The sequence below is a fragment of the Idiomarina seosinensis genome, from assembly GCF_003987275.1.
GTDB classification, from domain to species: domain Bacteria; phylum Pseudomonadota; class Gammaproteobacteria; order Enterobacterales; family Alteromonadaceae; genus Idiomarina; species Idiomarina seosinensis.
In genome coordinates, this window is record NZ_PIQF01000003.1 from 1 (window position 1) to 14,242 (window position 14,242).

Here is a 14,242-nt window from a genome sequence, read left to right on the forward strand (position 1 = left end):
CTAAAGGGTTGTTGAAGACTACAACGTTGATAGGCGGGGTGTGGAAGCGTAGTAATGCGTTGAGCTAACCCGTACTAATTGCCCGTGAGGCTTAACCATACAACACCCAAGGTGTTTGGAATTGTTAAGACAAGTTTGAACGCTCTACAAAGACATAGGTTGCGCTAAGCGCGACAAAGCGAGTGGCATTAACAATCAGTTTCCCCATGTTGTGACAGTTTTTGTCTGGCGGCCATAGCGGTATGGCACCACCTGGCTCCATCCCGAACCCAGTAGTGAAACATACCAGCGCCGATGGTAGTGTGGGGTCTCCCCATGTGAGAGTAGGACACCGCCAGACTTCAAATTAAGAAGCCCCGAGCTAACGCCCGGGGCTTTTTTTATGCCCGTCGTTAAACCAACGGGTACCCACGATTTGAATAATATCCCGGAGCCCCAACATATCGATTTTTGAACACCGGTTGGTGTTAAATGCTCGGATGTCCATGGATACCGGGACCCTCTTCAAATCGTGGGTAGCCTTCGGCTCGCCGAAGGGCAGGAGGTTGTCGGCAACGCCGATGGACGGATCCGTAGGCGCTTTCATATACTGGCGTATATTCTTTTTTTATCTACATCAGTGCTAACCGTTTTAACTGCTTTTTCGTACGCCTGCTATATTGAACAAATAATCATAAAGGGAGAGCAGGCGATGAAGAAGTTAAATCCGATCACTCTGGCAATCATTGCTGGATCTATGGCAGCTATTCCTGCTGCGGCGCAACAACAAAACCAGCCCGAAGCGGAAGTTGAAGAAGTGTTACAAGTAGTTGGCTCAAGGCTCTCGATGCGCACGGCGACTGATGGCTCAGCGCCGGTTGACATTATTTCTGGTGAAGATCTAGCGTCGACCGGAATTACCGAGACTGCTAAGGCATTGCAATACGCAGTTCCTAGCTTTAACTTCCCGTCCTCTTCGATTACTGATGGAACCGACGCGGTTCGCCCTGCGTCATTGCGGGGATTGTCACCCGACCACACCTTAGTACTGATCAATGGGAAGCGTCGACACAGTTCGGCTCTAGTTCACTTAAATGGGACCACTGGTCGAGGTAGTTCTAACGTGGATTTGAACGCCATCCCTATTGCAGCTATCAAGAGGATCGAAGTGTTGCGTGATGGTGCCGCAGCGCTTTATGGATCAGATGCTATCGCTGGCGTTATTAACATTGTGCTAAAGGATAACGCACAAGGTGGAATGGCGAATTTTCAGCTGGGTCAAACCCATAAAGGTGATGGCGAACAATGGAAGCTATCAGGAAGTAATGGCTTTGCCGTTGGTGATGATGGTGCATTTACGCTATCAGGCGAAATTCATAGTAAAAACCGAACTAACCGAGCAGGCCCAGACCCAAGGCAACAATATCCATCACTTCCTAATGGTGAACCAGATCCACGCGAAGAAACCTTTGATCGTCAAAGCTTTCATGTTGGTGATGCTGACTATGAGAACGTTTCACTATTCGCCAATTTAGAAGTTGGCGTCGGTGAATCTTCAACGTTTTATGCGTTTGGCGGTGTCAGTGACCGAACTTCCGAATCCGGTGCTTTTTATCGGCGAGCCTTACAGTCTAATACACTAACCGAGATTTATCCGGATGGTTTTTTACCTATCCTGGCACCTGATGTAAAAGACTACTCAGGTTATGCGGGTTTCGAGTGGATGTTAGGCGAATGGACCTTTGATCTCAGCGCAGGCTACGGTTTTAGTGAGTTTCAATACAACGTTAAAAACTCATTGAACGCGTCATTAGGCCCCGATTTAACACCAACTTCGTTTGAGGCAGGAACGCTGCAGAACACTGAATCCAATGTAACGTTGGATGCACAACGGTTTATTCCGTTTGCTAACAATTCTGACCTCTCAATAGCGATGGGTATCAGTTATCGTGAAAACAGTTACGAGGTTATTGCAGGCCAGGAAGAATCCTATATTAACGGTGGCTACCAAGATCGTCCCGGCGGAAGTCAGGGTTTTACCGGCTTCGCGCCAGAGTCTGCGGTTGATGAGTCGAGAGATAATGTGGGTGTATACCTAGAGGCAGAAAACCAGTTAACTACTGATTTTATGTGGGGCGCCGCGGTTCGGCACGAAGATTACTCTGATTTCGGTACCAACACCAGCTGGAAACTCTCAGGCCGGTATGATGTTACAGACCGGCTAGCAGTCCGCGGTACAGCAAACACAGGTTTCCGTGCACCTAGCGTGCAACAACTATACTTTACTAACATATCAACACTATTTGTCGATCGTGGTAACGGTCCTGAACCTGAACAGTCTGGTACATTTAATAATGTTAGCCCGGTGACCGAGGCGCTAGGTATCGGCAATTTACAGCCGGAAGAGTCTGATAGTTTAAGTTTTGGTGTTGTATGGAATGGATTTAACGGACTCGCAGTAACCGTGGATGCATTTCAAATAGAAATTCAGGATCGCATTATCTTGTCGGGTGATGTTACACCGTCCGATTCGCCTGCGGTCGCTGATGCCCTAGCGAATACAAGTGCTGAAAACGCAAGGTTCTTTGTTAATGCAGTAGACACCACCACTAAGGGTATTGACGTTGTGGTGAGCAAGGACTTTGAACTTGGCGGCTATGGCGACCTTAAAACTCAACTGGCTTACGGCTATAACGACACTGAAATTGATGCGATTAATTTACCGTCTCTATTAGACGGCCTCGACGATGTCTTGTTTGATGAAAATGAACAGGTTCGGATGACTGAGTCGGTGCCTAAGCACTCGGGCTCATTAGGGCTAACTCATCAAACGGGTAAGTGGTCAACAAACTTGCAGTTTAGTTACTTTGGGACCTATGATATTTACTATAGTAGTGGGACGGAAACCTATGGGCCTGACTGGATTACTGATGTAACGGTCAGTTATCAGTGGAACGACGCGTTAACAGTTAAGCTGGGCGCACAGAATCTGTTTAGTGAATATCCGGATAGGCGGTCAGAAGGCAATCAGTTCAATGGGATTTTCGTTTATCCCCTAACGAACTCACCGATTGGCTTTAATGGTGGCTACTTCTTTACCGAAGTTGAATACCGTTTCTAACGGTCTAAACGGTTAAGCTAAAACCGCCACATTGTGGCGGTTTTTTTATTTGATTCGTAAAATAGACCAACACCCTAAATTGTGAACTCACTAAGTAATTGAATTAAAAGCATAAATATTTGGCATCAATTTTGAATAGATAGTAGGAGTTATTATTCAGTCAATGAGAGGCAGTTATGTCACGTAATCAATGGATTGCTATTACCATTATCGCAGTTATCGGGCTTTTGTTTGCCCCCGAGATCCTTTCGACACTGGGGCTTGCTATCGGCTCAGTCATTGAGTTTGTAATTTCATTAGCGCTTAGTCTGGCAGTGATAGGTCTTGTCTTCTTCCTGGTGATGACAATTTTTGGCAGTGTTTTTTTGGGCCTGGGTGCTGCACTAATTGCACTGATATTCACCGGCATAGGATTATTCTGGCCGTTACTACTGTGCGTTCTAATATTGTATTTTGTCTTTAGAAATACGGGAAAAACCGTGTAGTATGGGGGAACTATTAGAACAACGGGACATGATGGATGAAAAGCTGTATCGGTTATTGTATTGCGGCGCTAACAACTCTGTTTTCAGTGACGGTGTTTGCCGCTGATCTGCAGGTCACTTCTTCTTGGGCCCGGGCATCAATTCCCGGGGCTGCCAATGGTGCAGCCTATGTGAGCATGAATAACCAAGCATCAAAGGCGAAAACGATCACCGGAATAACCAGCAATGTTAGCGACAAGACAGAGTTGCACGAACATGTACATGAGCAGGGTATGATGAAAATGATTCATGTTCCAGAGCTAGAAATAGCGCCAGGGGAGTCATTAACCATGAAGCCTGGTGGCTACCACATTATGCTGTTTAACCTGCAACAGCCGCTAACTAGCGGCGAACAAATCACACTAACCTTCAAATTTAGCGATGGTAACTCGCAAGATGTATCAATCGATGTAAGGAAGTCGCAATGAGCTTTCAAACAACAAAGAAAGCGGCCGCTCATTGGAAATGGGTGGTTGGCGGTGCTCTACTTGCTCTGATCCTGCTATGGTTTTTAGGGTGGATATTAAGTGACGAACCTGCTCCATTCTCGGTAAAAAACGAGATGACAAAAGCGTCTTCAGAGCTGCAACTAGAACCTGTCAACGGATTTGCTACCAGTACTTCTGTTATCAAGGTGCTAGAGACCATGCTGGAAAAACGTGGTGGTTACATGAGTAACGACATTTTGCCGCCGACCAGCTTAGTCGACAATATTCCAGCTTGGGAATTTGGTGTTATCCAAATGACTCGAGACATGCTGTTGGCAATGCGTAATGACTTTAGCCGGTCTCAATCGCAGTCGGTCGAGAACAGTAACTTGGTCGTTGCGCAGCCAGCCATGAATATTGACCATACCAGTTGGTTTGCGCCCACGGCTGAAAGCGAGTATGAGACGGTGATTCGCGAGATCTCGCAATACCGACTGGCTCTTGTTGATCCCTCCGATCATTCCGCACAATTTTATGCGCGCTCTGACAATCTTCGCAGTTGGCTGCAAGAAATAGAAAAACGACTAGGTTCGTTGTCTCGTCGTCTAAGTTCAAGCGTAGCTAGGGTAGAACCGGATATTGCGTTAGCAGGTGATATTACTGCAAAGCAATCTACCCGTACGCCAACGATGATTACGACAAAGACCAGTTGGTGGCAGATAGATAACGTTTTCTACGAGGCACGCGGAGCGAGTTGGGCTCTGTTGCATTATTTGAAAGCAGCAGAAATTGATTTTAAAGACGTGTTAGAAAGTAAAAATGCGTTAATTAGCTTGCAGCAGATTATAAAAGAACTAGAGTCGTCGCTGCAGCCTGTCTGGAGTCCGATTATTTTAAATGGCTCGGGATTTGGTTTATTAGCCAACCATTCATTAGTCATGGCTAATTATCTATCGCGCGCTAATGCCGCATTAATTGATATCCGCAGCCTGCTGGCTGAAGGTTAGTTTGAGAGAGGGATTATGAAACTAAGAACTGTAGCCATCGCATCGATATTTACAGTACTACCCGCGACAGCGACAGCTGACACAATATTGGGTCTTTATGTTGGCGCACAAGGTTGGAATGCCGATTACGACGGAAGTTATGGTGCCGGCGGTAATGTCCAGCCGTTTTACGTTGATAACGACGATACTCAAACCAGTTTTTATGTGGCTCTTGAGCATCCAGTCCCACTCCTGCCAAACATAAAAATTCGGCAGAACAGCCTCGACGTAGAAAATCCCTTTGGATCTAACGACAGTAGCTTTGATAATACTGACTACACCCTCTATTACGAAATTTTTGACAACGACATTGTGGCTATTGATGTTGGTCTAAACGGCAAACAATTTGACGGAACCGCTGGCGTTCAGGTCGGCGATACGCTGTTATCCAGAGATTTTTCCGGCGTTATCCCAACGGCCTACGGTGCAGCTCGCATTGGTCTGCCATTTACAAATTGGACGGTAACTGGAGAAGCAAAAGCAATTAGTTTTAATGACAGCGAGTTGCACGACGTGCAAGCTGCTATTGAATACCGCCTAATCGACAACCTTGCCGTGGATATTAGTATTAGTGCTGGCTACCGCTCAATGAAAGTAGAGCTGGATGACGTTGATAACCTATATTCGGATTTAAATTTTGACGGTCCGTTCCTGGCGTTAGACGTTCATTTTTAAAGATTTGTGCTTGCAGTGAGAACCAGTTGTAGCTAGATTGTTAACTTTATGAGTTAAATTAAGGCGGCTGGTAATTAATGAGTAGTAACCACGACGAGCCACTCTTTTTGCGTGACGACCCTGACGAACTCCCCGGGGAACAACTCGAAGGCGTATGGAAAATCCTGATTGTCGATGATGATCAGGAGATTCACGCTGTTACAAAGATGGCGCTGTCAGACGTTATTATAGCTAACCGAAAGCTAGAGTTTTTGCATGCCTACAATGGTATGGAAGCCATTGACAGTCTCACTGATAATGATGATATCGCCATGGTGCTGCTGGATGTCGTTATGGAGACTGACGACGCCGGCCTTAACGTTGCAAAAGCTATCCGTGAAGAACTGGGTAACGAGGAAGTTCGAATAGTTCTTAGAACCGGTCAGCCTGGTTACGCTCCAGAAGAAAGTGTTGTTAAAAGCTACGACATTAACGATTACAAAACCAAAACCGAACTGACTCGCAGTCGGTTATTGACCACTGTGTTTTCTGCAGTGCGTTCCTATCAGCAGCTTCGCACGATTAGTGAAAATCGGCGGGGATTGCGAAAAATTATTCATTCCGCCTCTAACCTTATGGAAAAGCACTCTATTGTAAACTTTTCCGAGGGCGTTGTTACTCAGTTAGCGTCCCTACTAGGTCTTCGTGCCGAAGGGATCGTTGGAGCACGAGCTCCTAATAAGGACAACGACATTGTGGTGCTGGGGGCAGCAGGTCATTTTGCAGATAGTATTAATAAAACCCTGCGCTCGTTGGAATCCGATCGAATTGAGGAAGGAGTAAGGCGCTGTCTGGCAGAGCAGCGTCATATTGAGCTAGAGGGTGCGACTGTCTTTTTTATTGATGGTCAAGAGCATCAAGCTGCTGCTTATATCGAAACAGAAGACTCAATCGAAAACTATGATCATGAGTTGCTGGAAGTTTTTTTGGCCAACATTGCGGTTGGTTTTGAAAACGCTAACTTGTTTGAAGAGTTGCGTGCAGCCGCATATCGTGACCCGTTAACCGGCATTCCGAATCGCGCTGAGTTTACCCGTAAGTTACAACAGCTTTCTAAACGACCGAGTAAAAGCCAAGTCGCAGCCATCGTCGATATCGACCATTTTTCGGATGTTAATGATGGTCTTGGGCAGGATGTTGGTAATGCGTTATTGCGCTCGGTGGCGCTCAGATTGACAGAGCAGCTGGGGGTACAAATTTTTGTATCGCGTATTGCGGCAGACGTGTTCGGCCTTATTGGCCCTGACAATTTAGTCTCCCCAGGCAATTTAAATGAGCTGTTTAAATTGCCATTTAGAGCTGGTGAACATTACATTCCATTGAGTATCACTAGTGGCTTCACATCGGGTGAAAACACTGAGCAAGTGAATGGCAAGGGGCTTTTAAAGCAAGCTTATATTGCTTTAAAAAATGCGAAGAAGAACTCTTTCGAGCGGTTTAACTATTATCGCCCTTATATGGAAGAAGAGACTCAACATCGCTTGCATATGGTAAGAAGATTGCGGGCTGACTTTGCTGCCCGCAAGCTTGAAGTATGGTATCAACCTCAAGTCGACATTAATACTGGCTGTATTATTGGTGTAGAAGCCTTATTGCGCTGGCCTCAGGCTGATGGCAGCTATATTAGCCCCGCAGAATTTATTCCGTTAGCCGAATACTCGGGGTTAATTGTTGATATTGGCGCCTGGGTTATTGAAGAAGCCTGCCAGCAAATCCGACGGTTTGAAGAGCGGGGACTACAAAATTTCCGAATAGCGGTTAATGTGTCGGTACCACAGTTTAGGATGCGTGATTTTCCAGAGCTTATTGAGCAACAGCTGAAAAACCACCAGGTGCGTGCGGAACGATTAGAGCTTGAGATAACTGAGAGCATCGTAATGGAAGACCCTGACTTCGTTGCCGATATTCTTTATCGTTTAAAGCGTCAGGGGATACAAGTTGCTATAGATGATTTTGGAGTAGGCTTCTCATCGCTCAGTTATTTACAGAAGTTGCCTTTAGATCGATTAAAAATCGATAAAACCTTTGTGCATAATTCGAATCAGGAAAGTGGTCGAATTATTATCGAGACAATTGTCGATATGGCTCATCGCCTGGGGTTGGGCGTCGTTGCCGAAGGTATCGAAGACGAACACCAGTTAGCCTACTTTAAAAAGCTTAAATGTGCCGAGGGACAGGGATACTACTTTGCCCGGCCAATGCCCGCAGCTGATCTATCGAAGCTGCTAGCCGGAGAGGTCTCCGGCTGTGTCAGCCTAACTCCAGAGGGCAGCTAGTCCGTTTTCGTTACTGATAGACTTCAACCGAATCGGCAGCCATTGAATATCCAGTTACCGCGATCTCTCCCTCGGTTCGCTGCGTTTCTATAACGCCTTCTATCCAAACCGCATCATAGGTATGTTCGTAGGGAACGCCTTCTTCAAAGGTAACGTGAATAATTTGATTAGGCGGCGGTGGCGGTACATGAATACAAGCGCCAAAGTAAGGCACTAATAAAAACTCGGTAACCGCATCTGCATTACCTTCAAGCTGAACGATATATCCTGGAATCCGGATCTTTTTACCATTGAGCTCCTCAACGACCGGCGCGTCCAGATTGGTTTGTCTATCTTCCTCTGGATTAGCGTCATAATAGGATTGCGGCTTAACCGGTGGTGGCGTAAAGCCCTCCGGTATTAGCTCTTTCCAGCCTACCTTTTCTGCATCGGCAACCGCCGATGTACTGAATAACAGTATTGCCAGTGTTGGCAAAATAACTCTTCGTAAAAACGTCATACTTTCACCGTTAAACCATCAGATAGTGACTGACGATAGGCTCGCCAGGCGGGTACTAAACTTAACAGAAAACCTGCACAAACCACTAACCCCATTCGCCACCATTCGGCAACCGTCGGAGGGTACAGGCTAAATAAAATGCCACTTCTTGAATGAATAACATCCATCAACGCCCATTGTAGGCCATACAATAAGGTGAGTCCGGTCGAGGTAGCGACAATGGTTACCACTAACGCTTCTGTAACTAACAGTCCAAATATTGTACCGGGGCCTGCACCAACTGCTCTTAGCACCGCCATTTCCCGACGTCGCTCGCGCAGACTCGCCAGCAGAATGGTGAGCATACCGATTAGACCTATCAGTACAACGAGCACTGAAATACCGTTAAGTGCCTGTTCAAAAATATTCAGGGTCTTCCACAGTTGCTGCAAAGTGAGGCCTGGCATTAAAGCCGTTAGCGGCTCTTGCTCATAAGTGTTTATTTCACGCTGTAAGCGCAACGCAAGAGGCTTAACTTTTAATCCCAGTAAGGCTGCACTAATGGACTCCGTTGGATGGTTGTGGGCGTGGTCGTGACCGTGAGAGTCATCCTCGGTTAATCCATGCACTTGATCGATTGTCGTTAGGTCGACAAAAACAGCTTGATCGACGGGGGTGCCTGTGCGCGCGAGCACACCAACAACGTTGATAGGGTGTTGCTCGTGTTCACTAAAGCTGAGTCCGCCAGAGCCATGTGCAATAGTTAACTGGTCGCCGATTGCTAGCCCAAGTTGCTCACTTGCCTCTGCCCCTAAAACAGCCTGTTTACTGGCGTCAAACCAGTTTCCATGAGTAAGCTCTAACGATTGCTTATCAGCATAGCGATAGTGCTGAAAATACTGCTCATTTGTAGCAACGACGGGCAGCCCCTGAACGCTGTCCCCTAACGAGATAGGTACGGACCAGTCGATCTCACTACGGGAGCTTATCTGCTCGTAGCTGTCCCAGCTCATCGTATTGGTCATACTGCCAATATGAAACACTGAAGCTAATAGCAGTTGAGTTTGGCTGCTTCTTGGACCGATGATCAGATCGGTTCCGGATACTGTGTTAGCAAAGTTCTGCTGTACCTGCTGCTTAACCCGTTCTACGGCCAGTAGTAGAGCAACGCTTACCGCAATAGCTATAACAGTTAATAAAACACTGACGCGACGATTGTTTAAGCTTTTTAAGGCTAATTTAAGCATTATTAAGCTCCGCGTCAGGCATCGCTCTGCTGATCTCGGTAAGTTCTACATGGGTGTTAAAATACGGCGCTAGGGCCACATCATGAGTAACGAACAACACCGTTGTATTATTAGCAGCACTTAATTCCAGTAACAGTTTGATAAAGTTATCACGACGGTCAGCGTCTAAAGCCGAGGTAGGTTCATCGGCAATTAATAACTCCGGGCCTCCAATTAAAGCGCGGGCGGCGGCGACTCGTTGTTGTTGCCCAACACTCAGTTGAGCAGCGGGTTGCTGTTGCTGCGCGGCGGTTAATCCCAGACGCAATAAATAGTCGGTAGCTGTGTTAGTGGCGCTTTGGCTGAGCTTGCGCTGTCTATGCTTAGAAAACTTTACGCCCAGCAATACATTTTCTACTGCCGTTAAATATGGCAACAGATTAAACTGCTGGAAAATATAGCCAATATGATCGGCGCGGAATTTATCGCGCTGTCTGGCGCTTAATTGACTGAGGTCTGTTTCAAAGAGTTTTATCACACCTTTTTGGGGTGTGTTAATGCCTGCTAGTAAAGAGAGTAACGTTGATTTGCCACTGCCGCTGGCACCTCGCAGGAGAACCGACTCGCCCTGTGCAACCTGCCAGTGGTTAATATCTAAGGTGGGTGATGAACCGGGCCAGCTGAATGTCAGCCCGGTTAACTCAACGGCAGTAGCCATAATCAATTATTTTTGAGCGCGTTTAAAAGAAGAGGTGAGTTCTTCTTTAGCAGCATTGACGTCGCCCCATCCTTCAACTTTTACCCACTTGCCTTTTTCCAGCTCTTTGTAACGCTCGAAGAAGTGGGTGATCTGGGCACGCAGCAGTTCAGGCAGATCGTTAACGTCTTTAACGTGATCGTATTCTTTCGTTAATTTACTAACTGGAACCGCGATAACTTTTGCATCTTCGCCGGACTCGTCGCTCATCTTTAATACACCAACCGGACGGCACTTGATGACTGAACCCGCCTGCAAAGGATAAGGGGTTGGTACCAGCACATCGACAGGGTCACCATCTAACGATAGTGTCTGATTAACGAAACCATAGTTACACGGGTAGAACATTGGCGTCGCCATAAAGCGGTCAACCCACAGTGCGCCGGTATCTTTGTCGACTTCGTATTTAATCGGATCGGCATTGGCCGGAATTTCGATAATCACGTTGACTTCGTCTGGCAGGTTGCTCCCTGCAGGTACATTTCCTAAGCTCATAATAGTTCCTGTTAGCAATTAAAACGTAAAGATTAATAGTCTGCGCGATTATAGCTTGTCGCCGATCACGCGCAACCCTGCATTAGTCTAATTTAAAAAGGTTTTGGGTGTTTGGCATGGTAGTCCATGCACTTATCAACCTCTGACGCTGAACCAAGTACCACACCAACTCGCTGATGAATATCTGTTGGTACAATGTCTAAAATTCGCTGATAACCATCGGTTGCTTTTCCGCCCGCCTTTTCAATGAGCAATGCCATTGGGGCAGCTTCGTACATAAGGCGCAGCTTAAACGGCTTTTTGCCATTTCGATCATCCCATGGATAAGTAAATAAACCACCGCGGGTAATTATACGGTGGACATCAGAGACCATGGCCGCGTTCCAGCGCATATTGAAATTCTTTTTACGGGGCCCGGTTTCGCCCTTTAATAGGTCTTCCACGTATTCTTTAACCGGTGGTGCCCAGTGGCGCTGATTCGACATGTTGATCGCGAACTCACGGGTAGACCTTGGTATTTCTGCCGTTTCACGGGTAAGTAAAAACTCACCAACTGTTTGATCTAAAGTGTAAGTACGGACTGCTTTGCCGGTAGTCATTACCAGCATAGTCGCCGGACCATAGACGATGTAACCAGCAGCAACCTGAGCTTTCCCTGGCTGTAAAAACATCGATTCGCCCGTTTCTTCTCCCTCGGGTTTGCGCAGAATGGAGAAGATAGTGCCTACCGAACCATTAATATCAATATTTGAACTACCATCCAGCGGGTCAAAGGCCACTAAGTAATGTCCGGAATTGGGGCTGACAACAATCGAGTCCTCTTCTTCCGAGGCAATCGCGTGCACATTAGGAGATTCAAGTAGCAAGGTTTTTAATAACTGGTTAGCGACAACATCCAGTTTCTTTTGTGTTTCGCCCTGAATATTTTCGTCCAGGGTTGAGCCTAACACGCCTGCTAATGCTCCCTGGTGAAGGCGAAAAGAGATCTCCTTTGCCGCGATGTGAATGGTGTTAATTACCGAAATAAGAGATTCGCTGGTTTGGTCTGCGCGTAAAGTTGGCAGTAAACGTTTCATGATTGCCCCTGTGTGCTGGATCACTGAGTGTTAACAGGGCGCAAATGATAACGCATTTTTGTGCAAAAATCCTGCTCTAACACATCGACAATGATACACTTTAAAACATCTTTCTTTATAAACAACAAATTACCCTAATGCATCTTCATATCATCGGAATTTGTGGCACTTTTATGGGTGGCATTGCCGCTATCGCTAAGCAACTTGGTTATCAAGTGAGCGGTTCAGACGCCAACGTCTACCCACCTATGAGCACCCAGTTAGAAGCGCTCGGTATTACCTTGCAATCCGGTTATCGTGCTGAGAACCTGGATAATACGCCTGATCTTGTCATTGTCGGCAATGCATTAAGCCGCGGCAATCCAGAGGTGGAACGAGTACTTAGAGACCGGTTAGCCTATACTTCAGGTGCTCAGTGGTTACACGATAATGTATTGCGTAAACATTGGGTGCTGGCGGTTTCAGGTACTCATGGTAAGACCACGACGGCCAGCATGTTAGCTTGGATACTTGAGTCAGCAGGCTATAACCCCGGCTTCTTGATTGGCGGTGTACCGGAAAACTTTGGGGTCAGTGCCCGCAAGACTGACTCTAATTTTTTTGTGATTGAGGCTGATGAGTACGATACCGCGTTTTTTGATAAGCGCTCGAAATTTGTCCACTACAGCCCTGACACATTAATTATTAATAATTTGGAATTTGATCACGCTGACATATTTTCAGACCTGGCAGCAATCCAAAAACAATTTTCCCACTTATTAAGGGTCGTGCCTGATTCAGGACAAATCATAATTCCCGATGACGATACCGTGATTGATCAGGTAATTGCGAAAGGTTGTTGGTCTGAAGTAGTGCGTGTAGGAGCTAATGCTGACTGGGATTATCAGATAGAGCAGCAGGATGGACGCTGTTTTTCGGTAACGCCAAAATCCACGGGGGAGACTCATCGGGTCAATTGGAATCTACTGGGAGAGCATAATGTTGCCAATGCCGTCATGGCTATGTTAGCTGCCCGACATGTGGGGATTGAGCTGGAAACGAGTACTAACATATTACAGCAGTTTAAATCGCCGAAACGACGGATGGAGCTATTAGCTGATATCGAAGGCATTAAAGTTTACGATGACTTTGCTCACCACCCGACCGCAATTAAAACGACTTTGGCTGGCCTGAAGGCTCACCATGAGGGGCGGATCATCGCGGTATTAGAACCACGCTCCAACACCATGAAGCTTGGTTCTCATGGAGACGCTTTAGCGCAATCGCTGGCACAGGCGGACATTAGCTTTGTGTTGCAGCCTGAGTCAATCAGTTGGTCAGTGGCAGAGGCTATTCCTGCTGCCGTCACAGCTACCTCAGCGAACGGCCTAATTGAGAAAATAGTGCCCGAATTAAAACCGGGCGATGCAATTCTGATTATGAGTAATGGTAGTTTTGATGGAATCCATCAAAAACTCATTGAACAGCTCAAGCAAGGAGTCAGAGTATGAGTGACCAAAGAGTAACCGTTGCTATGACCGGCGCATCGGGTGCCCCTTATGGTTTGCGTTTGATACAATGCCTGTTGAAACAGCAGCAACAAGTGTTACTGCTAATTTCAAGTGCGGCTCGGGTAGTGCTGGCGACAGAAGAAAACCTTAAACTATCAGCTGCACCTGAGCAGGCGGCCCGGCAATTAACGGAATATTTTAATGCTCAGGGATGCAGTGTTGCGGAGCAACAACTGCAGGTTTTTGGCAAAGAAGACTGGTTTTCACCGGTGGCTTCCGGCTCGGCTGCGCCCAAACGGATGATTGTGTGCCCATGTTCAACCAGCACCTTGTCAGCGATCGCGACGGGCAGTAGTAACACGTTGATTGAACGCGCTGCGGATGTTGTTATTAAGGAGCGCGGACAGTTGATAGTCGTTCCTCGAGAGAGCCCGCTGTCGACAGTACATTTACAAAACATGCTGCAACTCAGTCAACTCGGGGTAACGGTGATGCCGGCGGCACCTGGTTTTTACCATCAACCTAAATCGATTGATGACTTGGTAGATTTTATGGTCGCCCGAATGCTCGACCACTTGGGTCTTGAGCAAAACTTAATGAGCCGCTGGGGATACGCGAAGGAGTCACAATAA

General features: G+C 46.8%; 13 protein-coding genes and 2 rRNA genes. 10 read left to right on the top strand and 5 right to left on the bottom strand.

All coding sequences use genetic code 11. The annotated features are described in order from the left end of the window. The 8 genes from CWI81_RS09165 to CWI81_RS09200 all read left to right on the top strand — a co-directional run. Window positions 1-99, top strand: a 23S ribosomal RNA gene (locus tag CWI81_RS09165); the annotation flags it as partial. A gap of 125 nt (window positions 100-224) precedes the next feature. After that, a 5S ribosomal RNA gene (rrf, locus tag CWI81_RS09170) occupies window positions 225-340 on the top strand. A 351-nt stretch (window positions 341-691) separates the two neighbouring features. After that, window positions 692-3,100: a TonB-dependent receptor plug domain-containing protein gene (locus tag CWI81_RS09175; protein ID WP_126785031.1), complete on the top strand. Its 2,409-nt coding sequence runs from the start codon at window positions 692-694 to the stop codon at window positions 3,098-3,100. Window positions 3,101-3,276: 176 nt separating this feature from the next. After that, window positions 3,277-3,585 carry a hypothetical protein gene (locus tag CWI81_RS09180; protein ID WP_126785032.1) on the top strand — a complete coding sequence of 103 codons (309 nt, stop codon included), beginning with the start codon at window positions 3,277-3,279 and terminating at the stop codon, window positions 3,583-3,585. Between the two features lie 35 nt (window positions 3,586-3,620). Beyond that, a complete protein-coding gene (locus CWI81_RS09185) occupies window positions 3,621-4,052 on the top strand; it encodes a copper chaperone PCu(A)C (RefSeq protein ID WP_126785033.1) in 432 nt (143 codons plus the stop codon). Further along, on the top strand, window positions 4,049-5,059 hold the full coding sequence (locus tag CWI81_RS09190) for a DUF2333 family protein (protein ID WP_126785034.1): 1,011 nt from the start codon (window positions 4,049-4,051) through the stop codon (window positions 5,057-5,059). The genes CWI81_RS09185 and CWI81_RS09190 overlap by 4 nt, the downstream gene beginning before the upstream one ends. Window positions 5,060-5,074: 15 nt before the next feature. Beyond that, entirely contained in the window at window positions 5,075-5,773 is a 699-nt protein-coding gene (locus tag CWI81_RS09195) for a TIGR04219 family outer membrane beta-barrel protein (RefSeq protein ID WP_126785035.1), read from the top strand. Window positions 5,774-5,850: 77 nt separating this feature from the next. Further along, a complete protein-coding gene (locus CWI81_RS09200) occupies window positions 5,851-8,088 on the top strand; it encodes a two-component system response regulator (protein WP_126785036.1) in 2,238 nt (745 codons plus the stop codon). A gap of 10 nt (window positions 8,089-8,098) precedes the next feature. Here CWI81_RS09200 and CWI81_RS09205 read toward each other — a convergent pair whose 3' ends face one another. The 5 genes from CWI81_RS09205 to CWI81_RS09225 form a co-directional block, all read right to left on the bottom strand. Continuing rightward, window positions 8,099-8,587, bottom strand: a complete 489-nt coding sequence (locus CWI81_RS09205; RefSeq protein ID WP_126785037.1) for a DUF3299 domain-containing protein — start codon at window positions 8,585-8,587, stop codon at window positions 8,099-8,101. Continuing rightward, window positions 8,584-9,813 carry an ABC transporter permease gene (locus CWI81_RS09210; RefSeq protein ID WP_126785038.1) on the bottom strand — a complete coding sequence of 410 codons (1,230 nt, stop codon included), beginning with the start codon at window positions 9,811-9,813 and terminating at the stop codon, window positions 8,584-8,586. The genes CWI81_RS09205 and CWI81_RS09210 overlap by 4 nt, the downstream gene beginning before the upstream one ends. Next, window positions 9,806-10,510: an ABC transporter ATP-binding protein gene (locus CWI81_RS09215; protein ID WP_126785039.1), complete on the bottom strand. Its 705-nt coding sequence runs from the start codon at window positions 10,508-10,510 to the stop codon at window positions 9,806-9,808. The genes CWI81_RS09210 and CWI81_RS09215 overlap by 8 nt, the downstream gene beginning before the upstream one ends. 6 nt (window positions 10,511-10,516) lie before the next feature. Then, a complete protein-coding gene (ppa, locus tag CWI81_RS09220; RefSeq protein WP_126785040.1) occupies window positions 10,517-11,044 on the bottom strand; it encodes an inorganic diphosphatase in 528 nt (175 codons plus the stop codon). 92 nt (window positions 11,045-11,136) lie between these two features. Next, window positions 11,137-12,120 (bottom strand): class 1 fructose-bisphosphatase, encoded by a 984-nt coding sequence (locus tag CWI81_RS09225; protein WP_126785041.1) that lies wholly within the window; start codon window positions 12,118-12,120, stop codon window positions 11,137-11,139. A 137-nt stretch (window positions 12,121-12,257) separates the two neighbouring features. On the opposite strand from CWI81_RS09225, the gene mpl reads away from it, so the two are divergent. Next, a complete protein-coding gene (gene mpl / locus CWI81_RS09230; protein ID WP_126785042.1) occupies window positions 12,258-13,610 on the top strand; it encodes a UDP-N-acetylmuramate:L-alanyl-gamma-D-glutamyl-meso-diaminopimelate ligase in 1,353 nt (450 codons plus the stop codon). After that, window positions 13,607-14,242, top strand: coding sequence for a flavin prenyltransferase UbiX (locus CWI81_RS09235; protein ID WP_126785043.1), 636 nt, complete (start codon window positions 13,607-13,609; stop codon window positions 14,240-14,242). The genes mpl and CWI81_RS09235 overlap by 4 nt, the downstream gene beginning before the upstream one ends.